At 62.1% G+C, this 25,287-nt stretch carries 23 protein-coding genes; 14 read left to right on the top strand and 9 right to left on the bottom strand.

Features of this window, described 5'->3' with window-relative positions; genetic code table 11:
• Positions 1-2: 2 nt before the first annotated feature.
• Positions 3-2,633: a type I DNA topoisomerase gene (topA, locus tag BFN67_RS21495; RefSeq protein ID WP_080921506.1), complete on the bottom strand. Its 2,631-nt coding sequence runs from the start codon at positions 2,631-2,633 to the stop codon at positions 3-5.
• A gap of 325 nt (positions 2,634-2,958) precedes the next feature.
• Between topA and BFN67_RS21490 the strand changes: the two genes are divergently transcribed.
• The gene (locus BFN67_RS21490; RefSeq protein ID WP_342587463.1) at positions 2,959-3,108 is read left to right on the top strand and encodes a hypothetical protein; all 150 of its coding nucleotides are present in this window, start codon (positions 2,959-2,961) and stop codon (positions 3,106-3,108) included.
• A gap of 110 nt (positions 3,109-3,218) precedes the next feature.
• Here the strand turns inward: BFN67_RS21490 and BFN67_RS21485 are convergent, their stop codons facing one another.
• The gene (locus tag BFN67_RS21485) at positions 3,219-3,596 is read right to left on the bottom strand and encodes a COG4315 family predicted lipoprotein (RefSeq protein WP_080921627.1); all 378 of its coding nucleotides are present in this window, start codon (positions 3,594-3,596) and stop codon (positions 3,219-3,221) included.
• 181 nt (positions 3,597-3,777) lie between these two features.
• Here BFN67_RS21485 and BFN67_RS21480 point away from each other — a divergent pair, with 181 nt between their 5' ends.
• The 7 genes from BFN67_RS21480 (at position 3,778) to BFN67_RS21450 (ending at position 11,777) form a co-directional block, all read left to right on the top strand.
• Positions 3,778-4,524 (top strand): cytochrome c biogenesis CcdA family protein, encoded by a 747-nt coding sequence (locus tag BFN67_RS21480; RefSeq protein ID WP_080921626.1) that lies wholly within the window; start codon positions 3,778-3,780, stop codon positions 4,522-4,524.
• A 137-nt stretch (positions 4,525-4,661) separates the two neighbouring features.
• The gene (gene glmU / locus BFN67_RS21475) at positions 4,662-6,017 is read left to right on the top strand and encodes a bifunctional UDP-N-acetylglucosamine diphosphorylase/glucosamine-1-phosphate N-acetyltransferase GlmU (protein WP_080921504.1); all 1,356 of its coding nucleotides are present in this window, start codon (positions 4,662-4,664) and stop codon (positions 6,015-6,017) included.
• Between the two features lie 143 nt (positions 6,018-6,160).
• Positions 6,161-7,987 (top strand): glutamine--fructose-6-phosphate transaminase (isomerizing), encoded by a 1,827-nt coding sequence (gene glmS, locus BFN67_RS21470; RefSeq protein ID WP_080921503.1) that lies wholly within the window; start codon positions 6,161-6,163, stop codon positions 7,985-7,987.
• A gap of 192 nt (positions 7,988-8,179) precedes the next feature.
• Positions 8,180-9,040, top strand: coding sequence for an ABC transporter ATP-binding protein (locus BFN67_RS21465; protein WP_080921502.1), 861 nt, complete (start codon positions 8,180-8,182; stop codon positions 9,038-9,040).
• Positions 9,037-9,822 (top strand): ABC transporter permease, encoded by a 786-nt coding sequence (locus tag BFN67_RS21460; protein ID WP_080921501.1) that lies wholly within the window; start codon positions 9,037-9,039, stop codon positions 9,820-9,822. Before BFN67_RS21465 ends, BFN67_RS21460 begins: the two co-directional genes overlap by 4 nt.
• A 47-nt stretch (positions 9,823-9,869) precedes the next feature.
• Entirely contained in the window at positions 9,870-10,886 is a 1,017-nt protein-coding gene (locus BFN67_RS21455) for an ABC transporter substrate-binding protein (protein ID WP_080921500.1), read from the top strand.
• 132 nt (positions 10,887-11,018) lie between these two features.
• Positions 11,019-11,777, top strand: coding sequence for a DUF502 domain-containing protein (locus tag BFN67_RS21450; RefSeq protein WP_080921499.1), 759 nt, complete (start codon positions 11,019-11,021; stop codon positions 11,775-11,777).
• Here the strand turns inward: BFN67_RS21450 and recG are convergent.
• Entirely contained in the window at positions 11,729-13,837 is a 2,109-nt protein-coding gene (gene recG, locus BFN67_RS21445) for an ATP-dependent DNA helicase RecG (protein ID WP_080921498.1), read from the bottom strand. The two genes, BFN67_RS21450 and recG, sit on opposite strands and share 49 nt — an antisense overlap.
• Before the next feature lie 91 nt (positions 13,838-13,928).
• Between recG and BFN67_RS21440 the strand changes: the two genes are divergently transcribed.
• Together BFN67_RS21440 and mfd are read left to right on the top strand one after the other, a co-directional pair.
• Positions 13,929-14,216 (top strand): succinate dehydrogenase assembly factor 2, encoded by a 288-nt coding sequence (locus BFN67_RS21440; protein ID WP_080921497.1) that lies wholly within the window; start codon positions 13,929-13,931, stop codon positions 14,214-14,216.
• 10 nt (positions 14,217-14,226) lie between these two features.
• Positions 14,227-17,715: a transcription-repair coupling factor gene (gene mfd, locus BFN67_RS21435; protein WP_080921496.1), complete on the top strand. Its 3,489-nt coding sequence runs from the start codon at positions 14,227-14,229 to the stop codon at positions 17,713-17,715.
• Positions 17,716-17,732: 17 nt separating this feature from the next.
• Here the strand turns inward: mfd and BFN67_RS21430 are convergent, their stop codons facing one another.
• The 3 genes from BFN67_RS21430 to BFN67_RS21420 are packed head-to-tail and all read right to left on the bottom strand — an operon-like array spanning position 17,733 to position 20,670.
• Positions 17,733-18,104 carry an endonuclease domain-containing protein gene (locus tag BFN67_RS21430; RefSeq protein ID WP_080921495.1) on the bottom strand — a complete coding sequence of 124 codons (372 nt, stop codon included), beginning with the start codon at positions 18,102-18,104 and terminating at the stop codon, positions 17,733-17,735.
• A 35-nt stretch (positions 18,105-18,139) separates the two neighbouring features.
• Positions 18,140-18,832 (bottom strand): DsbA family oxidoreductase, encoded by a 693-nt coding sequence (locus BFN67_RS21425; RefSeq protein ID WP_080921625.1) that lies wholly within the window; start codon positions 18,830-18,832, stop codon positions 18,140-18,142.
• A 17-nt stretch (positions 18,833-18,849) separates the two neighbouring features.
• A complete protein-coding gene (locus tag BFN67_RS21420; protein ID WP_080921624.1) occupies positions 18,850-20,670 on the bottom strand; it encodes an extracellular solute-binding protein in 1,821 nt (606 codons plus the stop codon).
• Between the two features lie 278 nt (positions 20,671-20,948).
• Between BFN67_RS21420 and BFN67_RS21415 the strand changes: the two genes are divergently transcribed.
• A complete protein-coding gene (locus tag BFN67_RS21415) occupies positions 20,949-21,572 on the top strand; it encodes an invasion associated locus B family protein (RefSeq protein WP_080921623.1) in 624 nt (207 codons plus the stop codon).
• 277 nt (positions 21,573-21,849) lie between these two features.
• Here the strand turns inward: BFN67_RS21415 and rpsI are convergent, their stop codons facing one another.
• From rpsI to BFN67_RS21400, 3 genes are all read right to left on the bottom strand, one after another.
• Positions 21,850-22,326 (bottom strand): 30S ribosomal protein S9, encoded by a 477-nt coding sequence (gene rpsI, locus BFN67_RS21410; protein ID WP_080921494.1) that lies wholly within the window; start codon positions 22,324-22,326, stop codon positions 21,850-21,852.
• Position 22,327: 1 nt separating this feature from the next.
• Positions 22,328-22,792 carry a 50S ribosomal protein L13 gene (rplM, locus tag BFN67_RS21405; protein WP_080921622.1) on the bottom strand — a complete coding sequence of 155 codons (465 nt, stop codon included), beginning with the start codon at positions 22,790-22,792 and terminating at the stop codon, positions 22,328-22,330.
• Between the two features lie 245 nt (positions 22,793-23,037).
• Positions 23,038-23,484 carry a PaaI family thioesterase gene (locus BFN67_RS21400; RefSeq protein ID WP_080921493.1) on the bottom strand — a complete coding sequence of 149 codons (447 nt, stop codon included), beginning with the start codon at positions 23,482-23,484 and terminating at the stop codon, positions 23,038-23,040.
• A gap of 136 nt (positions 23,485-23,620) precedes the next feature.
• Between BFN67_RS21400 and BFN67_RS21395 the strand changes: the two genes are divergently transcribed.
• Genes BFN67_RS21395 through BFN67_RS21385 form a run of 3 tightly spaced genes read left to right on the top strand, consistent with a single transcriptional unit; the run spans position 23,621 to position 25,092 of the window.
• Positions 23,621-24,442, top strand: a complete 822-nt coding sequence (locus tag BFN67_RS21395; RefSeq protein ID WP_080921621.1) for an enoyl-CoA hydratase — start codon at positions 23,621-23,623, stop codon at positions 24,440-24,442.
• Positions 24,442-24,675, top strand: a complete 234-nt coding sequence (locus tag BFN67_RS21390; protein ID WP_080921492.1) for a hypothetical protein — start codon at positions 24,442-24,444, stop codon at positions 24,673-24,675. Before BFN67_RS21395 ends, BFN67_RS21390 begins: the two co-directional genes overlap by 1 nt.
• On the top strand, positions 24,676-25,092 hold the full coding sequence (locus BFN67_RS21385; protein WP_080921491.1) for a VOC family protein: 417 nt from the start codon (positions 24,676-24,678) through the stop codon (positions 25,090-25,092).
• Positions 25,093-25,287: the final 195 nt, after the last annotated feature.

The following is a 25,287-nucleotide window of genomic DNA, read 5'->3' as shown; positions in this document are numbered from 1 at the left end:
CGCTACGCCTTCTTGGCGGCGGGCTTTTTCGCCGCGCTCTTCTTGGCCGCAGCAGGCTTTTTCGCCGCCGCTTTGCGCGCCGGCTTCTTGGCCGTCCCCCCCTTGGCTTCTTTTTCGGCGATCAGCGTTACGGCTTCTTCCAACGTCACCGTCTGCGGGTCCCTGCCCTTGGGCAGCGTGGCGTTGACCTTGCCGAAATTCACGTAAGGCCCGTATTTTCCGTCACGCACAGTGATCTTGCCGCCGCCGTCCGGATGGTCGCCAAGCTCCTTCAGCGCCGCCGGCGTGCCGCCATTGCGGCCCTTGCCACGCGAGGCCTGCTTCTCCGCGATCACCGAAACCGCACGGTTGAGGCCGATGGAAAACACGTCCTCGATCGATTCCACATTGGCATAGGTGCCGTCATGCAGCACGAACGGGCCATAACGCCCAAGCCCGGCCGAAATCATCTTGCCGGTTTCGGGATGCTGGCCGACATCGCGCGGCAGTGAAAGCAGCGCCAGCGCCTTTTCGTGGTCGATGCTGGCTGGTGTCCAGCCTTTCGGCAGGCTGGAACGCTTGGCCTCCTTGCCTTCGCCGCGCTGCACATAGGGGCCGAAGCGGCCTGAACGCAGCGTGATTTCTTCCGCCGTATACGGATCCTTGCCAAGTTCCCTGGTGCCGTCGTCGCCCGCGCCGTTCTCGCCATTGCTGTTGGCATCGCCGCCGAGCTGGCGGGTGTAGCCGCATTCCGGATAGTTGGAGCAGCCGACAAAGGCACCATATTTGCCGAGTTTCAGCGACAGGTTTCCGGTGCCGCATTTGGGGCAGATGCGCGGGTTGGAACCGTCCTCGCGCTCCGGGAACACCAGCGGCGCAAGCGCCTCGTTCAGCGCGTCCAGAACGTCGGTAACGCGCAGTTCCTTGGTGTTGTCGACCGCACCGGAAAAATCCTTCCAGAAATCGCGCAGCACGTCTTTCCAGGCCAGTTTGCCGTCGGAAATCTCGTCGAGTTTTTCCTCCAGATCGGCCGTGAAATCATACTCGACATATTTGTCGAAGAAATTTTCGAGGAAGGCCGTTACCAGCCGGCCCTTGGCGTCGGGCACAAGCCTGCGCTTGTCGATGGTGACGTATTGGCGATCTTCCAATGTCTTGAGCGTCGCGGCATAGGTGGAGGGGCGGCCGATGCCGAGTTCCTCCAGTTTCTTGATGAGCGAGGCCTCGGAATAGCGCGGCGGCGGCTCGGTCGTGTGCTGCGTGGCCTGGATGGCCTCGCGCGCCAGTTCCTCGCCGGAACGGATTTCGGGAAGGCGCTTGTTTTCCTCGTCCTCGGAATCCTCGTCCTTCTGGTCGGTATAGGCGGCGATGAAACCGTCGAAGCGGATCACCGAGCCGACAGCGCGCAAGGCGGCGGTGCGGGCACCCCCAGAGGTATTATTGCGGGCTTCGATGTCCACCGTAGTGCGCTCGATCTCGGCGGGGTTCATCTGGCTGGCGATGGCGCGCTTCCAGATGATCTCATAGAGCCGGGCCTGGTCGGCATCGAGATATTGCCGCACCGAGGCCGGCGTGCGGAAGAAATCGGTCGGGCGGATCGCCTCATGCGCCTCCTGCGCGTTCTTGGCCTTCACCGAATAATAGCGCGGCTTTTCCGGCAAATACCTGTCGCCGAACTCCTTGCCGATTGCGGCGCGGGCGGCGGAAATCGCTTCCGGCGCCATCTGCACGCCGTCTGTTCGCATATAGGTGATGAGGCCGGTCGTCTCGCCGCCCAGCGTAATGCCCTCATAGAGTCTTTGCGCCACCTGCATGGTGCGGTTGGCCGAAAAGCCGAGGCGTGAGGAGGCCGCCTGCTGCAAGGTGGAGGTGGTGAAGGGCGGGGCGGGGTTGCGCCTCGTCGGCTTGGCTTCGACCGACAGCGCATGGAAACTGGCGCCCTCCAGCATCGCCTTGATGCCGTCGGCCTGATCCTTGTTCTTGATGTCGAGCTTTTGCAGCTTCCTGCCGTCATAGGCCGTCAGCCGCGCCTCGAAATTTTCCTTGCGCGGCGTGCCGAGAATGGCGGCGATGTTCCAGTATTCCTCGCGGATGAAGCGTTCGATCTCGGATTCGCGCTCGCAGACCAGCCTGAGCGCCACTGACTGCACGCGCCCCGCCGAGCGGGCGCCCGGCAACTTGCGCCACAAGACGGGCGAAAGCGTAAAACCGACCAGATAGTCGAGCGCACGGCGCGCCAGATAGGCATCGACCAGCGGCGCATCGATCTGGCGCGGGTTGGCCATAGCGTCGAGCACCGACTGCTTGGTGATGGCGTTGAAGACGACGCGGCTGACCGGCTTGTCCTTGAGCGCGCGCTTCTGGCGCAGCACCTCCAGCACATGCCAGGAAATCGCTTCGCCCTCGCGGTCGGGGTCGGTGGCGAGGATCAGCCCGTCGGCGTCCTTGACGGCCTTGGCGATCTCGGCAAGCCGCTTGTTGGAAGCCGCATCGACCGACCACGACATGGCGAAATCCTCGTCCGGCCGCACCGACCCATCCTTGGCCGGCAGGTCGCGGACATGGCCGAAGGAAGCCAGAACCTTATAGTTCCGCCCAAGATATTTGTTGATTGTCTTGGCCTTGGCGGGCGATTCGACGACGACGACGTCCATGATTGCCTGTGTAAGCTGTGCCGCACCGATAACGATCCGGCGCGGCGAAAATTCGTTTGAGACGCCTCGTCAAATGGCCGTCCTTTTCGATGCGGTCAAGAGGTGGCGGCAAATGGGCGTTACCGCTTGTTGCATCATTAAGTTGTATAGACATGAATATTGCAATTCATGATTGTCGTGTTAGCATCCCTTCATATTGCGACTGCCAATCCTTGGCGGGTGGGTGGTTGTCCGACACGACAGTCAATAGTGTCAGGCACGGGGTTATCATATGGCACAACCATCTACAGGGCGGCATACGGAAACGCTGGACTACATTCAATCGATGCTGCGCCAGTTGCGTGGTATGGCCGAGGCCGAGCGCTGCGACATGCTGGTTTATTTGATCGAAATGGCTTGCATCGAAGCGGGTGACATCATGCGCGGCGAGCGTCCCGCGCGGCTCAGCCAATCCAAGCTTCGCGATACCCGCTGACCCTCGGTACGGCGCCGCCGTGAAAGATCACGGCGACGTCGAGACAAAAGGCGGAACGCGCGGCGCTCACCAGAAGCGCGCTGTTGCGGCCGGATTGAAAAGCGACAGGCTCAGTCGGCCTTGACCATATGCCAGACGTCCCCGACGCCATCGCCTTTGATGTCGCCAGCTTTCTTGTCCTTGATGAAGGTGTAGACCGGCTTGCCGTCATAGGCCCACATATGGCTGCCGTCCTTACGTTTGACGACCGTCCATTCACCTTCGGCCTTGGCGTCTGCCGAGGCTTCCAGCGGCGGCCAGTTCTTGGCGCATTTGTCGTAGCAGTTCGAGGTTCCCTTGCTGTCCTTGTCATAGGTGTAAAGCGTCATGCCCATGGCGTCGGTGTAAATCTTTGCGCCATCGACGGTCGCTTCCTTCCATGCCTCCGCTGCGAAGGACGAGGCGGATGTAAACAGCAGCATTGCCAGTCCAAGTTGGATCGATTTCATGGTTACCTCCATAAAGCGGACCGTGCAGGCGCTATCCTCCAGCGCCGCATGGCCGGCGCATCTCATCTAGGGCGCCGTTTGCAAAAGGCGACGCTTTGCCACGCAACTGTGATTGGAACTCCCACGTCGCTGCCTTTATGGCCAAGCCGGCCCGCCTGGAACGGGCGTAGCGGAGACGGATATGGCCTTGGATATCGGATATGTCAGCGCAGTCGGGGCGGGGGCGCTCTCCTTCCTGTCGCCTTGCGTGTTGCCGCTGGTGCCGCCATATCTGTGCTACATGGCCGGTGTGTCGGTGGACGATTTTCGCGGCAATGCCTCTCCCACGGCGCGGGCCGGCGCGCGCGGTGCGCTGTTCACCGCTTCGATTGCCTTCGTGCTCGGTTTCTCCACGGTTTTCGTGGCGCTTGGGGCCGGTGCCTCGACCATCGGTCGCCTGTTGCGGGTGTGGCAGGAGCCGCTGGCGATGGCGGCCGGCGTGCTCATTATCCTGATGGGGCTGAACTTCCTCGGCATCTTGCGTATCCCGCTGCTGTCGCGCGAGGCGCGCTTTCAGAGCCAGGGCAAGCCGGCCAGCGCGGTTGCCGCCTATGTCATGGGCCTCGCCTTCGCTTTTGGCTGGACGCCCTGCATCGGGCCTGTGCTGGGGCCGATCCTGACCTTGGCTGGCGGCCGCGAGACGGTCGGCGAGGGCGCATTGCTGCTCGCCGCCTATTCTCTCGGCCTCGGCATCCCCTTCCTTGTCGCGGCGCTGTTCTCCAGCGCCTTCATGCGCTTCTTGGGGAAATTCCGTGTCCATCTCGGCCGTGTCGAGAAGGTCATCGGTGGCCTGCTTGTCGTGGCGGGCATCTTCTTCCTGACCGGCGGCGTGCAGACGGTTTCCTATTGGCTGCTGGAGACTTTTCCTGTGTTGGGACAGTTGGGATGATCTCGTGACGGCCAGACCCGCTGATTGAAAGTTACCTGCTCCACTGTCTCATCATCACCGGAATTTAACTGCATTGGTGTATTGCGGTCGCGATGCTACATAGCGCGAAGTCCGATCCAATGACGCAGCATTCCCTCATGACCGCACGCACCTGCCTGTCCATTATCCTCGCCGCCGGCGAGGGCACGCGCATGAAGAGTGCGCTCCCCAAGGTCCTTCACCCGATAGCGGGGCTGCCGATGGTGGCTCATGTCGCGGCCGCTGCAAAGGCTGCCGGCACAGGCGATCTGGCGCTGGTGGTCGGCCATGGCGCCGAGGCCGTGAACAAGGCGGCTGAGAAATTCATTCCTGGCGCAACCACATTCGTGCAGGAAAAGCGGCTTGGCACCGCCGATGCCGTTCTGGCTGCGCGCGGGGCGATCTCAACGGGTTACGATGATCTTCTCGTCCTGTTTGGCGACACGCCGCTGATCGAGGCCGAGGCGCTGGTTGCGGCGCGCGCGAAACTGGCCGAGGGCGCGGCGGTGGCCGTGCTCGGCTTCCGCACTGACAAGCCGACCGGCTACGGACGCCTGATCGTGCAGGATGACAGTCTCGTCGCGATCCGCGAAGAGAAGGATTGCAGCGAGGAAGAAAAGAAGATCACGTTCTGCAATAGCGGCGTGATGGCGATTGCCGGCAGCCATGCGCTGGCGCTGCTCGACGCCGTCGGCAACGCCAATGCCAAGGGCGAATATTATCTCACCGACATTGTCGGGATCGCCGCAGAGCAGGGCCTTGGCACCGTCGCTGTCGAGGCCGGTTTCGAAAGTGCGCTCGGCGTCAACAACCGCGCCGAACTCGCCGGGGCCGAGGCGATCTGGCAGCGCCGCCGCCGCCACGAGGCGATGCTTTCGGGCGTCACGCTGATCGCACCTGAAACGGTGTTCTTCTCCCACGATACCGAGATCGGCGCCGATACGCTCATTGAGCCGAATGTCTGGTTCGGACCAGGTGTGACCGTCGCACAGGGCGCGAAGATCCACGCCTTCAGCCACATCGAAGGCACGAAAGTCGGCCCTGGCTGCGATATCGGCCCGTTTGCGCGGCTGCGCCCCGGCGCCGACTTGAAGACGAAAGCCAAGGTGGGCAATTTCTGCGAGGTCAAGAAGGCGGTGGTCGAGGAGGGCGCCAAGGTCAATCATCTGACCTATATCGGCGATGCGCGCATCGGTGCCGGCGCCAATATCGGCGCGGGCACCATCACCTGCAACTATGACGGCTATTCCAAGTTCTTCACCGACATTGGGAAAGGCGCCTTCATCGGCTCGAACAGCGCTCTGGTTGCGCCTATCGCCATTGGCGATGGCGCTTATGTCGCGTCGGGAAGCGTCGTCACCGAAAACGTGCCCGACGATGCGCTGGCCTTCGGCCGCGCGCGCCAGAAGACGCTGCCGGGTAAGGCCAGGGAGTTGAGAGCGCGGCGCGCCGAAGCCGCCGGAAAGACACCGTGACAATTGGTGGTCTTCGACAAAAAGGTACGATCCGGCATATCGAAGGCGCATTTGGCCGATACGCGCTGAAATGCAATTTGTATTCAATATAGGCAGCCTGGCAGCTAGATAGCGGCCGCAGTTTCAGGAACGGGACATTTTTCATGTGCGGAATCGTGGGTATCGTCAGCCACTCGCCCGTGGCGCCGCTGATTGTCGATGCGCTGAAGCGGCTTGAATATCGCGGCTATGATTCGGCTGGCGTCGCCACCATCGAGCACGGTGCGCTGGCGAGGCGTCGCGCCGAGGGCAAACTGGTCAATCTGGAAAATAGGCTGAAAGCCGAGCCGCTCGACGGCACCATCGGCATCGGCCATACCCGCTGGGCGACACATGGCGTGCCCAACGAAACCAACGCGCATCCGCATTTTTCCGACGGCGTGGCCATCGTCCATAACGGCATTATCGAGAATTTCGCCGAACTGCGTACCGAACTGGAGCGCGACGGCTACACCTTTTCCTCGCAGACCGACACGGAAGTCGTGGCGCATCTGATCTCGCGCGAACTCAAAAGCGGCGCGACACCGGTCGAGGCGGCGCACAATACCTTGAAGCGGCTGCAAGGCGCCTTTGCGCTCGCCATCATGTTCAAGGGCGATGAGGACATGATCGTCGGTGCCCGCAACGGCCCGCCGCTGGCGGTTGGCCATGGCGAGGGAGAAATGTTTCTCGGCTCCGACGCCATCGCGCTGGCGCCCTTCACCAATTCCATCACCTATCTAGAAGACGGCGACTGGGCGGTGGTGCGCCACAACAACATCGCCATCTTCGACATGGATGGCAACAAGGTCGAGCGCAAGCGCCAGAAGTCGATCGGGACCGCCTATCTGGTCGACAAGGGCAACCATCGGCATTTCATGGAAAAGGAAATCCATGAGCAGCCAGAGGTCATCTCGCACACGCTGGCGCATTATCTGGACTTCACCAAAAGCGCGGCCAAGCCGCTCGACCTGCCCTTTGATTTTGCCAGGATCGAGCGACTGGCGATTTCCGCCTGCGGCACCGCCTATCTGGCGGGGCTGATCGGCAAATACTGGTTCGAGCGCTATGCGCGGCTGCCGGTGGATATCGATATCGCCTCGGAATTCCGCTATCGCGAAATGCCGCTGTCGGCGAACGATGCCGCCTTGTTCATCTCGCAATCCGGCGAGACGGCCGACACGCTGGCCTCGCTGCGCTATTGCCGCAGCCAGGGCATGACCATCGGCGCAGTCGTCAATACGCGCGAATCGACCATCGCCCGCGAAGCCGACGTCACCTTGCCGCTGCTCGCCGGCCCTGAGATCGGCGTTGCCTCGACGAAAGCCTTCACCTGCCAGTTGTCTGTCATGGCCTCGCTCGCGGTACGGGCGGCGGTGGCGCGTGGCACCGTTTCCGCCGAGGAGGAAAAGGCACTGGTGCGCGCGCTGTCGGAAACACCGCGCTACGCCAATCAGGTGCTGAAAACGCTCGACGGCCAGATCGAGACGCTGGCGCGCGATCTGGCGCATTATCGCCATGTTCTCTATCTCGGCCGCGACACCAGCTATCCGCTGGCTCTGGAAGGCGCGCTCAAGCTCAAGGAAATCTCCTATATCCATGCCGAAGGTTATGCCGCCGGCGAGTTGAAGCATGGGCCGATCGCGCTGATCGACGAGAACATGCCGGTGATCGTCATTGCCCCGCATGACCGCATCTTCGAAAAGACAGTCTCGAACATGCAGGAAGTGGCTGCGCGCGGCGGCAAGATCATCCTCATCACCGATGCCAAGGGGGCGGCGCAATCGACGGTGAAGACGATGCGCACCATCGTGCTGCCCGACATGCCGGAGATCATCACGCCCATCGTCTATGCGCTGCCGATCCAGATGCTTGCCTATTTCACCGCCGTGTTCATGGGCACCGACGTCGATCAGCCGCGGAATCTGGCCAAGTCGGTGACGGTGGAATAACGTTCCGCTTTTGTGGGCCTCGGCATTTGTCCGAAGAATGAATTTGCCTGCGCGCGTGATTGCCCTATCGTGGCCGCCCTGCGCGGGCCTCGCCTTGTGCCGCGAGAGGAGACGGATGACAGACGATACCGCTGATTTTGCCCGCGAGTCTGCAAGCGAAGGGGCGCGCCGGGACGGCCGCTTCATGGCGCCATGACGGCGGGTGTGACTGAAGGCGCATTGGGTGCCAAAGCGGATGCCGCGCATGCGGCGGTCCGCCTCGACGGCGTGACCATCGAGTTCACGCTTCCCGAAGGGCGCGTTTTCCGCGCCGTCGCCAGTTCCGACCTTGTCGTGGGGCCGCGCGAGTTCGCCGCCATCATCGGCCCGACCGGCTGCGGAAAATCGACGCTGCTCAACGCCGCTGCCGGCCTGTTGAGGCCAGCGTCCGGCCGCGTCACGGTGCTAGGTGCGCCGCTGGCTGGCATAAACCGGCAAGCCGGCTATCTCTTCCAGCAGGATGCCTTGATGCCATGGAAGACGGCGCTGGAAAATGTCGCTATCGGGTTGGAGGTCGCCGGCACAGCCAGGGCCGAGGCGCGCAAGAAAGCGCGTGACTGGCTTGCCAGGGTTGGCCTTGCCGCCTTCAGCGAACGCTATCCACACATGCTGTCCGGCGGCCAGCGCAAACGTGTGGCCCTGGCGCAAGTGCTGATCCGCGATCCCAAGATCATCTTGATGGACGAACCCTTCGGCCCCCTCGACGCGCAAACCCGTCTCATCATGGGCGACCTTTTGCTCAATCTGTGGTCGCAGGACCGCAAGGCGGTGATGTTCGTGACCCACGATCTCGAGGAAGCGATCGCCCTTGCCGACCGTGTTGTCGTCATGTCGGCCGGGCCGTCTGCACGCATTATCGGCGATTTCGCGATCCCGCTCGAGCGGCCGCGCGACATTTCCGAAATCAAGCTCGAGCGTGCTTTCCAGACACTTCACCGCGACATCTGGCACATGCTCAAGAAGGAAGTGCTGAAAGCCTATAGCGACCAGCAGAGCGAGGAGGCGGCACAATGAACCGGTTCGGTCTTATAGGGCTTCAGGTCGCGGTCGCCCTGGTCATCATAGCCTTCTGGCAGATGGCATCGACCACGCATGTGATTGGTGACCCCAACACCATCTCCTTCTTTTTCTCGACGCCGATAGCGGTGGTCACGCAAATCTGGCGCTGGTTCCTCGACGGTTCGATCTGGTATCATTTGTGGATCACGCTGCTCGAGGCGATGCTGGCTTTCGTCATCGGCTCGGCTGCCGCAATCGTCATTGGCTTCTGGTTTGCCCGCAAGGCGATGCTTGCGGCGATCTTCGATCCTTATGTGAAGGCCGCCAACGCGCTGCCTCGGGTCGTGTTGGCGCCGATCTTCACGCTGTGGTTCGGGCTGGGCATCTGGTCCAAGGTGGCGCTCGGTGTCTCGCTGGTGTTCTTTATCGTCTTCTTCAACGTTTACCAGGGCGTGCGCGAGGTGAACCGCACGGTGCTCTCCAATGCCCGCATGCTCGGCATGAACGAGCGGCAATTGCTGCGTCACGTCTATTGGCCGTCGGCGCTGTCGTGGATGTTTTCTTCGCTGCACACCTCGGTGGGCTTTGCCGTCGTGGGCGCGGTGGTCGGCGAATATCTCGGCGCGGCTGCCGGCCTCGGCTATCTGATCCAGCAGGCCGAAGGCGTGTTCGACATCGGTGGCGTCTTTGCTGGCATGTTCGTTCTGGCGGCTTTCGTGCTGGTAATCGATTGGCTGGTTACGCTGGTCGAGCGACGTCTTCTGGTCTGGCGCCCGGAAGCGGGCCGGCAAAGCTGAACGGGCACCAATCAGGCTATTTGATATCAAACAAGGAGGAGGAAACGATGAAATTGATGACCAAACTGGCGGCGGCTCTTGCCGTCGTGCTGGCCGTCGGCGGTGTTGCCGAGGCCAAGTCCAAGGTAACGCTGGCGGTCGGTGGAGCGGCCTGCCTGTGCTATCTGCCGACGGTGCTCGCCAAGCAGTTGGGAGCCTATGAAAAGGCCGGTGTCGATGTCGATCTGGTCGATTTCAAGGGCGGTTCTCAGTCGCTGACGGCGGTGCTGGGCGGCAGCGCCGATGTCGTGTCGGGTTATTTCGACCACACCGTCGCCCTGGCCGCCAAGAAGCAGCAATTGCAGGCTTTCGTCGTTTATGACCAGTTTCCGGGTCTTGTGCTCGTCGTCGCACCTGGCCAGACCGGCAAGATCAAGACCACCAAGGACCTTGACGGCAAGAAGGTCGGTGTCAGCGCACCGGGCTCCTCGACTGACTTTTTCCTGAAATACCAGTTGAAGAAGGCCGGCCTTGCGCCGACCGCCGCCGCCGTCATCGGTGTCGGCCTCGGCGCGACGTCGATCGCGGCGATGGAGCAGGGCCAGATCGACGCGGCTGTCATGCTCGATCCGGCCGTTACCGTGTTGCAGACCAAATATAAGGATCTCGGCATATTGGTGGATACGCGCACGCAGAAGGACACCGAAGCCGTGTTCGGCGGCGACTATCCCGGCGGCGCCTTCTACACGCGGCCGGAATGGATGGCGGAGCATCCGGAGGAAACCCAGGCGCTGACCAATGCCATGGTTTCCACGCTGAACTGGATCCATTCGCATAGTGCCGAGGACATCATGGCCAAGATGCCGGCCAATCTGGTCGGCCCCGACAAGGAGGCCTATCTGGCGGCGCTGAAGAACACGCTGCCGATGTATTCCAAGACCGGCCTGATGGATGCGAAGGGCGCACAGGCGGTGCTTGACGTGTTCGAGGGCGGTTCGCCCGATGTCGCCAATGCCCATGTCGACATCACCAAGACCTATACCAACGCATATGTGGAGAAGGCCAAGCCGGTCACGCTCGACTGAGGCCGATCTGGCGAGTTGCAGCGAGGCGGCATGCCGGGCGGTGTGCCGCCTTTCTGCTGGCGTGAAACTTGACAGGTTCCAAACCGCGTCCGTCTCGCCTAATGTTGCATCGCAACGACGCGGCGGGGTGCTATGTCTGATTCATTGAAGCCGTCCGGCATGACGCGGCTCAGGAACTATTTTCTGACCGGATTCATCGTCTGCGCGCCGCTGGTGATCACCGCCTATATCGCCTGGTCGTTCATCGGCTGGGTCGATTCCTGGGTGAAACCCTATATTCCCGCGCGCTACAGCCCCGATACCTATCTGAATTTCCGCATACCCGGCTTTGGCCTGATCGTGGCGTTAGTGCTGATTACGCTGATCGGCTTCCTCACCGCCAACATCGCCGGCCGCGCCGTCATCGGCTTCGGCGAGCGCCTGCTTGGCCGCATGCCGCTGGTGCGCACCATCTACCGTTCGCTCAAGCAGATTTTCGAAACCGTGCTGTCCAACAAGGGCGACATGTTCAGTCTGGTCGGCTTGGTCGAATATCCGCGCAAGGATGTCTGGTCGCTGGTCTTCGTCGCCGGTGAGAAGGAAACCGAGATCAACCGCAAGCTCGACAGGGAGGGCGATCCGCTGGTGGGCGTGTTCATGCCCTGTACGCCGAATCCGACCACCGGCTTTTTGATGTATGTGCGCAAGTCCGAGATCGTCATGCTCGACATGACCATCGAGGAGGGCGCGCGGCTGATCGTGTCCGCCGGGCTGGTGGCGCCGCCGGTCAAGACGAACGCTAAATTGGATGGCAAGCCGGTCGAGGTGACGCTCAACAATCCCGCAATGATCGACCGGCGCACCTATCCCGCCCGCAAGAGCCGCACCGCATCGTCGCGGCCGAACAGATAAAGCAGCAGGCGCACCGCTTCGCCGCGATCGGATTGCAGGTCCGGATCGCGCGACAGGATCAGGCGCGCGTCGTCGCGCGCCGCTTCCAGCATGTCGGCATGCACCTCGATACGCGCCACCTGGAAACCCGGCGAGCCGGACTGGCGGGTGCCGAGCAATTCGCCTTCGCCGCGTAGCTTCAAGTCTTCCTCGGCGATGACGAAGCCGTCCTCCGTCTCGCGCATCACCGAAAGCCGGCGCTTGGCCGTTTCGCCTAGCGGGTCCTTGTAAAGCAGAACGCAGGATGACGGCTTTGTCCCGCGCCCGACGCGGCCGCGCAACTGGTGCAACTGGGCGAGACCGAAGCGTTCGGCATGCTCGATCACCATAATCGTGGCGTCCGGCACATCGACGCCGACCTCGATGACCGTGGTGGCAACCAGCACGCGCGTCTCGCCCTCCTTGAAGGCGCGCACGGCCTCGTCCTTCTCCGCGCCCTTCATGCGGCCATGGACAAGGCCGATGCGGTCGTCGAAAACCGGCTTGAGCGAGGCGAAGCGGTCCTCCGCCGCCATCAGCTTGATTTCTTCCGATTCCTCGACCAGCGGGCAGATCCAGTAGATTTTCTGGCCGTCGGCCACCGCGTCGCGGATGCGCCCGACCAGTTCGTCCAGCCGCTCCAATGGCAAGGTCACGGTGCGGATCGGCTGTCGGCCCGCCGGCTTTTCGGTGAGTTTTGACACGTCCATGTCGCCGAAGGCGGTGAGCACCAGCGTGCGCGGGATCGGCGTCGCCGTCATCACCAGCATGTCGGGCGCATCGCCCTTGGCGGTCATGGCCAGCCGCTGATGGACACCGAAACGGTGCTGCTCGTCGACGATGGCCAGCACGAGATTGCGGAACGCAACGCTTTCCTGGAACAGCGCATGCGTGCCCATTACGATATGAATGGAGCCATCGGCCAGTCCCTCCAGCACCTGAGCGCGCTCACGCCCCTTTTCACGGCCGGTCAGCACCGCCACGCGCAGGCCTGCCCGTTCGGCCAGCGGGGCGATGGTTGAAAAATGCTGGCGGGCGAGGATTTCGGTCGGCGCCATCAATGCGGCCTGTCCGCCGGCCTCGACCGCGCGCGCCATGGCCAGCAGCGCCACCACCGTCTTGCCGGAGCCGACATCGCCCTGCAAAAGCCGCAGCATGCGTTCCGGCTCGGCGAGGTCAGAAAGAATTTCGGCCAGCGCCGTCTCCTGCGAGCCGGTTAGCCTATAGGGCAGGGCTGCGAGCAGTTTTTCGATGATGCGGCCGTCGCCAGCAAGCGGTCGGCCCGAAAGCCGCCGCACCTTGGCGCGCACCAGCGCCAGCGAAACCTGTCCGGCCAGAAATTCGTCATAGGCCAGTCTGCGCCATGCAGCGCTGTCCGGATCGGCATCGAGCGGACTTTCAGGATTGTGGACGCGCTGGAGCGCGGCGTTGAAGGCGGCAAAGCTGCGGCCGCGCATGAAGGCACCGTCCTGCCATTCCGGCAGCGCCGGCACGCGGCCAAGAGCCTGGCCGATGGCACGGCGCAGCACTTTCGGTGACAGCCCTGCTGTCAGCGGATAGACCGGCTCGACCAGCGGCAGGTTTTCGGCCTCGCCTGCCAATGCGATATGATCGGGATGCACCATGGTCGGGCGTCCGTTGAACCATTCGATGCGGCCCGAAACGACGACCTGTTCGCCTTCCGGCAACTGCTTTTCGAGCCAGGCGGCGTGGGCATGGAAGAAGGTCAGCACGATGTCGTCGGTATCGTCATGCGCGTGGATGCGGTAGGGCACCGAGCGGTTGCCGCGTGGCGGCGGCTGGTGGCGGTCTATGGTGAGGTCGAGCGTGACGATCGATCCGTCAATCGCGTTGGCGATGCCTGGCCGGTTGCGCCGGTCGATCACCGAATTGGGCAGCACGAAGATGAGGTCGGCGGCGCGGGCCTCGCGCTCGCCAAGGTCCAGCGGCAACACCCGTGCAATCAGCGCCGCGACTTTTGCGCCGACACCGGCAAGGGCTGTGATCGGGGCAAACAGCGGATCGAGCAGGGAGGGACGCATCGCACGATGTTAGAAGAACTCGTTTTTCGCACAAGGCTGACACCGCCCTCTATCCACGCTATATGCGCGGACGTCGAGGAAAGGCGCCAACATGACCGGAACGACAAGAACAAGCGAGGGCCTGGATGCCCATCGCAGGAAGCTGCTGTTCCGTTCGTGGCATCGCGGCATGCGCGAGATGGATCTGGTGCTGGGCCGGTTCGCCGATGCCGAGATCGACAACTTGACCCAAGAGGAGATCGACCAATATGAAAGGCTCCTCGACATTCCCGATACCGAATTCCTGCCACTGATTACCGGCGAGCGGCCGGTTCCCGAAAATCTGGACTCGCCTGTCCTGCGAAAAATCCTCGCTTCGCGCCGGACAATGACATTCTGACCGTATTTGCATGAATCTCGTTCCCAAAATCGGCCTTCCAAAAGGGCGCAAGGCCGAATCGCTGGTCGATGGCGTCGCCGACGGCTATGAGGCCTTTGCGATTGCCCAGACCGCGCGCGAGATTGCACCCGACGGCCCGCTCCTGTTCGTCGCCCGCGACGGCCAGCGCCTGCCGGCGATTGTCGAGGCACTGGCCTTCGTCGATCCGGCCTTGCCGGTGCTTGAGCTTCCCGCCTGGGACTGTCTGCCCTACGACCGCGTGTCGCCCGGCTCGGACGCCGCGGCTCGTCGTCTCGATGCGCTCTCGGCGATGATCGCGCTGAGCACCACGCCGCACCGCGCCGTCGTGCTGACCACCGCCAATGCGCTTCTCCAGCGCGTGCCGCCGGCCGAACTGATGGCGGCGCAGGGTTTTCAGGCAAGGCCCGGCAACCAGATCGACATGAAGGCGCTGATTTCGCGGCTGGAAACCTCCGGCTTCGAGCGCGTGCCGACAGTGCGCGAGATTGGCGAGTTCGCCGTGCGCGGCGGTATACTCGACCTTTATGCGCCGGGCTGGAGCGAGGCGCTCAGGCTCGATTTCTTCGGCGATACGCTGGAATCGCTGCGTGCCTTCGATGTTGCCAGCCAGCGCACTATCGGCCAGCGCAGCGCGATGACCTTGCAGGCGATGAGCGAAGTGGCGCTGACGCCGGACACGATCAGCCGCTTCCGCCGTTCCTATATCGACGCGTTCGGCGCGCCCTCTCGCGACGACGCTCTTTATGCGGCGGTTAGCGAAGGCCGCCGCTTTGCCGGCATGGAGCATTGGCTGCCTTTCTTCTACGAGCGGCTGGAAACGGTGTTCGACTATCTGGGCGATGCCCCGGTCGTGTTCGACCATCTGGCGCATGAGGCGCTGGCTGAACGCCACACGCTGATTCTCGATCATTACGAGGCGCGCCGCAAGCAGGGTGAAAGCGCGCTCAAGGACGCCGTGCCCTATAAGCCGGTCGCGCCCGACCTGCTTTATTTGTCGCCGGATAATCTGAAAGCCGCGATTGCCGGCCGTGACGCGGTGGAGTTCACGCCCTTCGACCAGCCAGACGCCGGCGCGCGCAAGGTCTTCCATGCTGGCTCGCGCAGCGGCCGCAGCTTTGCCGAGGAGCGCGCCGACCCCAACACCAATATCTTCAGCGTGGCGGTCAAGCATATCGCCGAAGAACGCGCCAAGAAGCGCCGCGTCATCGTTGCCGGTTGGACCGAAGGCTCGCTCGACCGGCTGGGCCAGATTCTGGCCGAGCACCATCTTGGTAACATGAAACCGGTCGGCACGCTGGCCGAGGTCGCAAAGCTGGAGCCGGGCGAGGCCGGACTTGCCGTGCTGCCGCTGGAAACCGGTTTCGAGACCGATCAACTGGTTGTCATCGCCGAGCAGGACATTTTGGGTGACCGCCTGATTCGCCGCTCGAAGAAGAAGCGCCGCGCCGCCGATTTCATCGCCGAGGCCGCTTCGCTTTCGGCCGGTGACATCGTTGTCCATGCCGACCATGGCATCGGCCGGTTCATCGGCCTGAAAACGATTCAAGCGGCCGGCGCGCCACATGATTGCGTCGAGATCCACTATGCCGGCGACGACCGGCTGTTCCTGCCGGTGGAAAACATCGAGCTTCTGTCGCGCTATGGCTCGGATTCGGCGGAAGCCACGCTCGACAAGCTCGGCGGCGGCGCCTGGCAATCACGCAAGGCGAAACTGAAGAAGCGCCTGCTCGACATGGCGGGCGACCTGATCCGCATCGCCGCCGAGCGGCAGATGCGCGCTGCCCCCACCATGATCCCCACAGAGGGGCTTTATGGCGAGTTTGCCGCGCGCTTCCCTTACGAGGAAACCGACGACCAGCAGACGGCGATCGACGCCGTTTCGGAAGACCTGTCCGCCGGCCGGCCGATGGACAGGCTGGTCTGCGGCGATGTCGGCTTCGGAAAAACCGAAGTTGCGCTGCGTGCCGCCTTCATTGCCGCCATGGAAGGTTTTCAGGTGGCGGTGGTGGTGCCGACCACGCTGTTGTCGCGCCAGCATTACAAGACCTTCTCGCAGCGATTTTCCGGCCTGCCGGTCAAGGTCGCGCAGGCATCGCGGCTGGTCGGCTCCAAGGAACTGGCCGAGACCAAGAAGGGCGTTGCCGAAGGCACGATCGACATCGTCGTCGGCACCCATGCGCTTTTAGGCAGCGCCATTTCGTTCAAGCGGCTGGGCCTGCTTATCATCGACGAGGAGCAGCATTTTGGCGTTAAGCACAAGGAGCGGCTGAAGGAACTGAAAACCGACGTGCATGTGCTGACGCTTTCGGCGACGCCCATTCCGCGCACGCTGCAACTGGCGCTGACGGGCGTGCGCGAACTGTCGCTGATCGCCACGCCGCCGGTGGACCGCATGGCGGTGCGCACCTTCGTGTCGCCCTTCGATCCGCTGGTCATCCGCGAGACGCTGCTGCGTGAGCGTTATCGCGGCGGTCATTCCTTCTATGTCGTACCGCGCATCAGCGATCTGGCCGAGATCCACGATTTCCTGAAGGCGGAAGTGCCGGAACTCAAAGTCGCCGTGGCGCATGGGCAGATGCCGCCCGGCCAACTCGACGACATCATGAACGCCTTTTATGACGGCCAGTACGACGTGCTTCTGTCCACTACTATCGTGGAGTCCGGCCTCGATATTCCGACCGCGAACACCATGATCGTGCATCGTGCCGACATGTTCGGCCTGGCGCAGCTCTACCAGTTGCGCGGCCGGGTGGGGCGCTCCAAGGTGCGCGCCTATGCGCTGTTCACGCTGCCGGCCAAGAAGAAACTCACCGACACCGCGGACCGGCGGCTGAAGGTGCTGCAATCTCTGGACACGCTGGGTGCGGGCTTCCAGCTTGCCAGCCACGATCTCGACATTCGCGGCGCTGGCAACCTGCTCGGCGACGCGCAATCCGGCCATATCAAGGAAGTCGGCTTCGAGCTTTACCAGCAGATGCTGGAGGAGGCGGTCGCCGAAGTGAAGGATTCGGGTGAGGTGACTGACACCGGCTGGTCGCCGCAGATCGCCGTCGGCACGGCGGTGATGATCCCGGAAAGCTACGTGCCCGACCTGCAATTGCGACTGGCACTCTATCGCCGGCTCGGCGATCTGGAAACGCCGGAAGAGATCGACGGCTTCGGGGCCGAGATGATCGACCGCTTCGGGCCATTGCCGGACGAGGTGAAGCACCTTTTGAAGATCGTCTTCATCAAGGCGCTGTGCCGCAAGGCCAATGTGGAAAAGCTGGATGCCGGCCCGAAGGGCGTGGTGATCCAGTTCCGCAACAAGGAATTTTCAAATCCCGCCGGGCTGGTGCAATTCATCTCCGAACAGGGATCGCTGGCCAAGATCAGGCCGGACCAGAGCGTCGTCTTCATCCGTGACTGGCCGAATGCCGAAAAGCGCCTCGCCGGTTCCGCCGTGGTGATGACGCAACTGGCGAAACTGGCGGGCTAAAACGCGGTGGACCGGTCTCAGCGCCATGGCTCTAGAGAATTGTCGCGTGCGTACGCAATAATGGTATCGCAGACTGAATCGAGATCGCGCAAAACGTCGTCATTCCAGAAACGCAGGACGCGAAAACCTCGCCGCTTCAATTCGGCATCCCGTTTTTGGTCACCTTGCGAATCTGCATGCTGGCTGCCGTCGATCTCGACAATCAATCGGGAATTCAAGCAGGCAAAATCCGCGATATAGTTTCCAATTGGAACCTGTCGGCGGAATTTTATCCGGTCGAGACGCCGGCCTCGTAACTCGTGCCAAAGCCTGTTTTCTGCCTCTGTGGCTTCACGACGCATGGAGCGCGCGAAACGGCGATTGGCAATCGGCACTTTCTGGTGTGACATTGCGTCATATTAGCTATTTGTCGACGAGCGCCTGCCTATCCGGCTGTTTCCAACTCGCCCTTCGCCTTGGCGGCGGCGATCTGCCTGATCGCCTCAGCCAACGTCTCGACGGCCTGCGCGCCCACCACCGCATATTTGCCTTCCAGCAGGAAGCAGGGCACGCCGGTGACGCCCATGCGCTGCGCCGTCTCGATCTCGGCCTTGACGGTATCTCTGTCGGCATCGGTCGGCAGCAGCGTTTCCACCACCGCGGCGTCCATGCCGGCCTCGCGCGCGGCTGAAATCAGCACCGTCGCGTCGCCAATTTCGGCGCCTTGCTCGAAATAGAGCCGGAACAGGTGCCGCACCAGCCTGTTCTGCACGCCGGCGTCAACGGCGCCGGCCCAGCGGATGATGCGGTGCGCATCAAGCGTGTTGGGCGAACGGGCGATGGCGTCGAAGGCAAAGGCAATGCCCTCGGCCGCCCCCAGCGGTTCGATCCGGCCGTGGATTTCGCGAATGCGCTCCTCGCTGCCGAACTTGCCGAGCATATAGGCATGCCGGTCGGTGCCTTCGGGCGGGATTGTCGGGTCGAGCTGGAACGGCCGCCAGCGCACTTCCACCGCCACCTCGGCTGCCGCAATCGCCTTGTCGAGCCGCTTTTGGCCGATGAAGCACCAGGGGCAGACCACGTCCGACACAACGTCGATGCTGATGGAAACGGGGCTGACGGCATTTGGGTCGCTCATCGTTTCATCCTTTCCGCCTATTGCGGTTTGTGCCACCAGGCTGGCAGTTGATAGCCGTATATGGGCGTCTCCTTCGGATGATCCAGATAATTCCAGTAGGCGATCCACTGGTCGGTGTCGTGCTGGAAGGGCACGATATAGAAGCCGGAGATCAGGAGCCGGTCGAGGACGCGCACGGCCGCGACATAGTCTTCCTTGGAATGCGCGTTGAGCATGGCGTCGATGGCGGCGTCGATGGCCGGGTCGGAAACGCCGCCCAGATTGAACGAGCCTTCGACATTGGCGCTGGAAGAGCCCCAGCGGCCGATCTGCTCGATGCCGGGCGATAGCGAACTGCTGAAGCCGCTGGAGCCGATCAGCACGTCGAAATCGAAGCGCTGCTTGCGCGACTGGATCTGGTCGCCATCGAGCGCGCGGATGGTTACGGCAATGCCAAGCTTGCCAAGGGTACGCTGGTAAAGCGAGGCAAGCCGCAACTGCTCCTCGCCGGCGGTCAGGATCTCGAAGCCGAATGGCTGGCCCTGCGGGTCGAGCATGGCGCCGTCCTTGATCCGGTAGCCGGCGCTTTCCAGAAGATCGTAGGCGGCACGCAGCACCTTGCGATCCTGGCCGGAACCATCGGTGACGGGTGGTTGCCATGTGCCGTCCAAAACCTCGGGGGGAACGCGGCCGGGGAAGGGGGCAAGCAGCGCCTTCTCCTTTTCGCTGGCGGGGTGGCCGAGCGCCGAGAGCTCCGAATCCTGCCAATAGCTCATGGTCCGCTTGTAGTTGCCGCCGAACAGGTTCTTGTTGGCCCATGAGAAATCATAGAGCATGCCGAGCGCGCGCCGCACCACCGGGTTCTGGAACTTCTTCAGCCGTGTGTTGAATAAAAAGCCGGTGACGACCGGCGGAATGCCGGTCTTGAAGGTCTCGGCCACCACCTTGCCCTGCTTGAATGCGGGAAAATCCATGTCCCGCGCGCGCTTGACCGGGTCGGTTTCCGTGTCGATGGCGCAAAGCCCCTTCTTGAAGGCTTCGAGCTTTGCGTTGGCATTGAGGAAATACTGGATGGTGATCGTGTCGTAATTGTCGAAGCCGCGTTTGGAGGGGATGTCCTTGCCCCAATAATCCGGGTTGCGCTTGAAGACGATGCGGTCGCCGGGCTTGACCTCGGCCACCGTATAGGGGCCGCTGCCGATCAGCGGCTTCAACGTCGTCTGGTCGAAGGTTGCCTTGTCGAAGGCGTGTTTCGGGATGATCGGCGTCATCGCGACGATGAGCGGAAATTCGCGGTCCGAATGTTCGTTGAAGGTGAACCGCACGGAATGCTCGCCGGTCTTTTCCAGCTTTGCCACCCTTTTCATGCGGTTCGAATAGGGCGGGCGGCCCTTGTCGGTGAACACGTCATAGGTGAACAGCACGTCTTCCGGCGTGACCGGCACACCGTCCGACCATTTTGCCTTCGGGTTGAGATGGAATTCGATCGACTTGCGATCCTCGCTCATGTCGGCGGTGTCGGCCAAAAGGCCGTAAAGGCTGAAAGCCTCGTTCTCGTTGCGCTGCATCAGCGGCTCGAAGACGAGATTGCCAAAGATCGTGTCGATCATGCCGCGCGCGGTGGTGCGCAAACTCTTGATGATGAACGGATTGAGATTGTCGAACGTGCCGACGACGCAATAGGTGATCGCCCCGCCCTTGGGCGCTTGCGGATTGGCGTAGCCGAAATGCGTGTAATCCGCCGGCAGCGCCGGCTCGCCGCGCATGGCGATGGCGTGCTTCGGTTCGGCATTGGCCGGCTGGAGGCCGGGTACGAGCAGGAAAATCGCGACGGTCAGCCGGGAAAGGGCGCAGCGCATGAGGTGTCTCGTTCGCACGGGCAGCAGGATGATTCGGCCTTCCATCCTAACGGTTCCAGACTTCGATGGCATGGCTTGCGCGCACAATAGCCGCCATTGTGGCCGTGACGCGGCCTCTGCCGGACGATCAAGAAATCCCCCGGATGGGCTGGATTCGCCGCTCGGGGCAGTGTAACACGCCCGCCAGAGTCATTCTGTTGCCTCAATTGCGCAACAGGTAGCAGGACCGCGCGGGCGAAAACAGCCGAACCGGGATCATTCGAGAGGAAATGCAGCACATGACGAGCCTGAAAACCAACGCATACCGCCTTTCGGTCATGGCCGCCGGCGTGGCCGGCTTTCTGGGTGCCGGGCTTGCGGCTGCGTCGGCTCAACAGCAGGCGCCGCAGGGATGGTTCAAGGCCTGCACCAAGCAGGAGGACGTTGATATCTGCAATGTCCAGAACATCACCACCGCGAGCAGCGGACAACTCATCACCGGCATCAGCATGATCGATCTGAGGGGTAAGGTGAATCGCAAGGTTTTCCAGGTCACGGTTCCGACCGGCCGCCTGGTGCCGCCCGGCATCGGCTTGCAGATCGACGGTGGCAAGACCCAGAAGCTTGACTATGTCATCTGCTTCCCCGACCGCTGCGTCGCCGAGGTGCCGCTGACCGATCAGCTCGTAACCTCCTTCAAGAAAGGCTCGGAACTGACGCTGACTTCAGTCAATTTCCAGAACCAGCCGAATCCGATCAAGGTTTCGCTCAAGGGCTTCACGGAGGCGTTCGAAGGGCCGGCAATGAAGCCGTCGGACCTCGAGGAACGCCAGAAGAAGCTGCAGGAATTCGTCGCCAAGAACAACGAGGACTTCGCCAAGAAGCTCAAGGAAGAGCAGGACAAGGCGAAAGAGGGTAAATAACCCTTCTCGGGCGCGGCCCGCCAATATCCTTATCTGAGAAAAAAGCTCCGGTCCGTCCGGGGCTTTTTTGTTTGCGGGCGCGGGCGTGGCAATGCTCTGCGCTGTTTTGGGCGCTATGCCGTTTTGGTAAGCAGCCAAAGAAAAAGGCCGCGCTTGCGGCGCGGCCTCTTGATTTGCAAAAACTTTTGAATTCCAGCCCTTCGCTATGGCTCCGGGCGTTCGGTTTCTGTTGAATGTCCATTGGACATTCGACCCGACCTTGCGGCCGGCCAAAACCTCACCGCTTGGAGAACTGGAAGCTGCGGCGAGCCTTGGCCTTACCGTACTTCTTGCGCTCCACGGTGCGGCTGTCGCGGGTCAGGAAGCCGCCCTTCTTGAGCACGCCGCGCAGCGTCGGCTCGTAATAGGTCAGCGCCTTGGAGATGCCGTGGCGCACCGCGCCGGCCTGACCGGACAGGCCGCCGCCGGCGACGGTTGCGACGATGTCGAACTGGCCGTCCCGGTTGGTTGCCACGATCGGCTGCTTGAGGATCATCTGCAGGACGGGGCGCGCGAAATAGGCCGCGAATTCCTTGTCGTTGATGACGATCTTGCCCGAACCGGGCTTGACCCAGACGCGGGCGATGGCGTCCTTGCGCTTGCCGGTGGCATAGGCCCGACCCTGCTTGTCGAGCTTCTGGACGTGGACGGGCGCGGCCGGCTGCTCGGCGGCAGCCACGGTGCCCAGTTCTGCGAGCGAGGAAAGCTCAGCCATATCAAGCAACCTTCTTGTTCTTGGCGTTCAGCTTGCCGACGTCGAGCGTTTCGGGCTGCTGTGCCGTATGCGGGTGTTCGGCGCCTGCATAGACGCGGAGATTCTTCATTTGGCGACGGCCGAGCGGGCCGCGCGGGATCATGCGCTCGACCGCCTTCTCGACGACGCGCTCGGGGAAACGGCCCTCGAGCAACTGCCGCGCGGTGCGCTCCTTGATGCCGCCGGGATGGCCGGTGTGCCAGTAATAGACCTTGTCGGTGTATTTCTTGCCGGTGAGCACGACCTTGTCGGCATTGATGATGATGACGTTGTCGCCGTCATCGACATGCGGGGTGAAGGTCGGCTTGTTCTTGCCGCGCAGGATGTTGGCGACGATGGTGGCGAGTCGGCCGACGACGAGACCCTCGGCGTCGATCAGCACCCACTTCTTCACCACGTCCGCAGGCTTCTGCGAAAAGGTTGTCATGGTTCTTGCTTTCAGGTTCCAGACCTTGACCGCAAAAGCGGAAAAGGCGTTTCTTGTTGCTTTCATTGGCCGAGGCGGGAAGCCTTCGGCCAATAATGAAAAGGCGGCCTTTGCGGGGCCGCTGTTTCAACAGTGCTTATAGGCATGCCCGCAGGCGTCGTCAAGCCGAACGAAATGGACTTTTTCTCGTAAAGTCAAGCATAATCAAAATGTTAGGTATGTGGTATTATTTTACCACATAAAAATCAACGCCGCGGCGGGATCGAATAGGTGCCGGTGGCGTGCGCCACCGTGTGCCGATCCTCTCCGGCAATGATGTCGATGTCGAACACCATCAGGCTTTTGCCCAATTTCAGGATCCGGCAATGCCCGTCGATGGGGCCGACCTCGGCCTTGCGCATGAAATTGATATTGAGATTGACGGTGACGGACAGCGCGTCCGGCCCGGCATGCGACAGCACGCAGGCATAGCCGCCGATATCGGCCAGCGTGAACAGAGAGGGGCCTGAAACCGTGCCGCCAGGGCGCAGATGTCTCTCGTCGGCATTGAGGCGCACGGTGCAGCCGCCGGGAAAAACATCGATGGTCTCATAGAAATTGCCGCTGCCATTGAGTTGTGGAAAGGCCGAGCGCATCAGCGCGTTGACTTCCGGAGCGGTCAGGACAGGCTTCAAATCGGCATGGGCGGGCATTGGCGCTCTCCGTTCAACTCCGCCCTTTTGGCCGAACCTGCTCATTCCAGGCAACAGCTTTTGTTAGCTCCAGCCGCATCCGGTGCTGGACTGGGCGCGACAGCGTACTAAGCTTGATGGAAGCATGGAGGATAAAATGGCTGAAATCGTCGCCATGAAGCGTGAGGAACAGGAAGGGCCGGTTCTGGTCGAGGAGGCGGACGGCATATTGCGTCTTACCCTTGCCAATCCGCCGGCCAACGCGCTTTCGCTGGCCACCATGGCGGCGTTGAAGGTCGAACTCGACCGCGCCCGCGACGATCCGGCCGTGCGTGTCATCGTTCTGGCCGCTACCGGCAAGGTGTTTTGCGCCGGCCATGACCTCAAGGAACTGACCGCGCACCGCGCCGACCCCGACCGGGGCAGGACATTCTATGAAAAGACCTTTGCCGAATGTTCGGCGCTGATGCAGGCCATCGTGCGCAATCCCAAGCCGGTGATTGCCGAGGTCGAGGGGCTTGCCACCGCTGCCGGCCTGCAACTGGTGGCAAGCTGCGATCTGGCGGTCGCCGCGCAGGAGGCGACGTTTTGCACGCCGGGCGTCCATATCGGCCTGTTCTGCTCGACGCCGATGGTCGCCGTCTCGCGCAACGCCTCACGCAAGCAGGCGATGGAGATGCTGCTGACCGGCGAGACCATCGATGCGCCCACGGCGAAGGAATTCGGCCTCGTCAATCGCGTTGTGCCGCGCGAATATCTGAATCAGATTGTCGGGAAATACGCGCAAACCATTGCTTCCAAATCGCCTTTGACGCTCAAGATTGGCAAGGAAGCGTTCTATCGGCAGGTCGAAATGGGGCTGGCGGAAGCCTATGACTATACCGGCCGGGTGATGGTCGAGAACATGCTGGCGCGCGATGCCGAAGAAGGTATCGGCGCCTTTATCGGCAAGCGTCAACCGGATTGGAAGGGAAAGTGATGGCCCGGATCGAGCAGTTTTCACGCGGCCATTTGCAGCGCACCAGCCTGCATGACCCCATAGACGCGACCTATTATACCTATGAAGTGGACGGGCGGCGCCTGTTGCAGATCAACACGGCGGGGCGCAGCGACAGTGTAATGCCGGGCAAGGTCAGTCAGTCGATCCAGTTGGACGAAGGCTCCGCCTTGCAATTGTTCAGCATTTTGAAAAGCCATTTCGGTTTTCACTGAATGGAACCGCGAATCTCCATCGTCACGATCGCCGTCGACGACCTCGATCGCATGGCGGCCTTCTATGAGACGATGGGCCTGGAGCGGCACCGCATCCGGGATGGCGTTGCCTTCTTCCAGATGGGTGGTGCGATCCTGGCGTTATTTCCGCGCGCTGACGCCGAAACGGATGCCGGCATTGCCTTCGGTACGGCGCCGTCGCGCGTCTATCTCGCCTACAACACCCGCTCCGAAGAGGAAGTCGGCACGGTGCTGGAGCAAGCCGAACGAGCAGGTGGCCGTATCGTCAAGCCGGCGGGCCGCGCTTTCTGGGGCGGTTGGTACGGGTATTTCGCCGATCCTGAGAAAAATGTCTGGGAAGTGGCGCACAATCCGGATTTTCCGATCGACGCCGATGGCCGCATTTCACTGCCATAGGTGGACCTGCGTCGTTCGAGACGGCAGCTCACGCTGACTCCTCACGATGAGAGGTGGTGTAATGTCGCCGTCTCAAGATAACGGAAAAGAGGCACTGTCCCCGCCCTCATGGTGAGCGGAGCCTCGCCCACGGGGGGCGGATCCAGTTTGTGCTGTGCGTGCTTCGAGACGCCGGCGTCGCCGGCTCCTCAGCAT

The sequence above is a fragment of the Manganibacter manganicus genome, from assembly GCF_002075885.1.
Classification (GTDB): Bacteria; Pseudomonadota; Alphaproteobacteria; order Rhizobiales; family Rhizobiaceae; genus Mesorhizobium; species Mesorhizobium manganicum.
This window is presented reverse-complemented; position numbering and strand designations above follow the sequence as displayed.

Bases quoted from the DNA above. Each gene is read 5' to 3' on its own strand.
- topA (WP_080921506.1), bottom strand. From the start codon at position 2,633: ATGGACGTCGTCGTCGTCGAATCGCCCGCCAAGGCCAAGACAATCAAC.
- BFN67_RS21490 (WP_342587463.1), top strand. From the start codon at position 2,959: ATGCTGCGCCAGTTGCGTGGTATGGCCGAGGCCGAGCGCTGCGACATG.
- BFN67_RS21485 (WP_080921627.1), bottom strand. From the start codon at position 3,596: ATGAAATCGATCCAACTTGGACTGGCAATGCTGCTGTTTACATCCGCC.
- BFN67_RS21480 (WP_080921626.1), top strand. From the start codon at position 3,778: ATGGCCTTGGATATCGGATATGTCAGCGCAGTCGGGGCGGGGGCGCTC.
- glmU (WP_080921504.1), top strand. From the start codon at position 4,662: ATGACCGCACGCACCTGCCTGTCCATTATCCTCGCCGCCGGCGAGGGC.
- glmS (WP_080921503.1), top strand. From the start codon at position 6,161: ATGTGCGGAATCGTGGGTATCGTCAGCCACTCGCCCGTGGCGCCGCTG.
- BFN67_RS21465 (WP_080921502.1), top strand. From the start codon at position 8,180: ATGACGGCGGGTGTGACTGAAGGCGCATTGGGTGCCAAAGCGGATGCC.
- BFN67_RS21460 (WP_080921501.1), top strand. From the start codon at position 9,037: ATGAACCGGTTCGGTCTTATAGGGCTTCAGGTCGCGGTCGCCCTGGTC.
- BFN67_RS21455 (WP_080921500.1), top strand. From the start codon at position 9,870: ATGAAATTGATGACCAAACTGGCGGCGGCTCTTGCCGTCGTGCTGGCC.
- BFN67_RS21450 (WP_080921499.1), top strand. From the start codon at position 11,019: ATGTCTGATTCATTGAAGCCGTCCGGCATGACGCGGCTCAGGAACTAT.
- recG (WP_080921498.1), bottom strand. From the start codon at position 13,837: ATGCGTCCCTCCCTGCTCGATCCGCTGTTTGCCCCGATCACAGCCCTT.
- BFN67_RS21440 (WP_080921497.1), top strand. From the start codon at position 13,929: ATGACCGGAACGACAAGAACAAGCGAGGGCCTGGATGCCCATCGCAGG.
- mfd (WP_080921496.1), top strand. From the start codon at position 14,227: ATGAATCTCGTTCCCAAAATCGGCCTTCCAAAAGGGCGCAAGGCCGAA.
- BFN67_RS21430 (WP_080921495.1), bottom strand. From the start codon at position 18,104: ATGTCACACCAGAAAGTGCCGATTGCCAATCGCCGTTTCGCGCGCTCC.
- BFN67_RS21425 (WP_080921625.1), bottom strand. From the start codon at position 18,832: ATGAGCGACCCAAATGCCGTCAGCCCCGTTTCCATCAGCATCGACGTT.
- BFN67_RS21420 (WP_080921624.1), bottom strand. From the start codon at position 20,670: ATGCGCTGCGCCCTTTCCCGGCTGACCGTCGCGATTTTCCTGCTCGTA.
- BFN67_RS21415 (WP_080921623.1), top strand. From the start codon at position 20,949: ATGACGAGCCTGAAAACCAACGCATACCGCCTTTCGGTCATGGCCGCC.
- rpsI (WP_080921494.1), bottom strand. From the start codon at position 22,326: ATGGCTGAGCTTTCCTCGCTCGCAGAACTGGGCACCGTGGCTGCCGCC.
- rplM (WP_080921622.1), bottom strand. From the start codon at position 22,792: ATGACAACCTTTTCGCAGAAGCCTGCGGACGTGGTGAAGAAGTGGGTG.
- BFN67_RS21400 (WP_080921493.1), bottom strand. From the start codon at position 23,484: ATGCCCGCCCATGCCGATTTGAAGCCTGTCCTGACCGCTCCGGAAGTC.
- BFN67_RS21395 (WP_080921621.1), top strand. From the start codon at position 23,621: ATGGCTGAAATCGTCGCCATGAAGCGTGAGGAACAGGAAGGGCCGGTT.
- BFN67_RS21390 (WP_080921492.1), top strand. From the start codon at position 24,442: ATGGCCCGGATCGAGCAGTTTTCACGCGGCCATTTGCAGCGCACCAGC.
- BFN67_RS21385 (WP_080921491.1), top strand. From the start codon at position 24,676: ATGGAACCGCGAATCTCCATCGTCACGATCGCCGTCGACGACCTCGAT.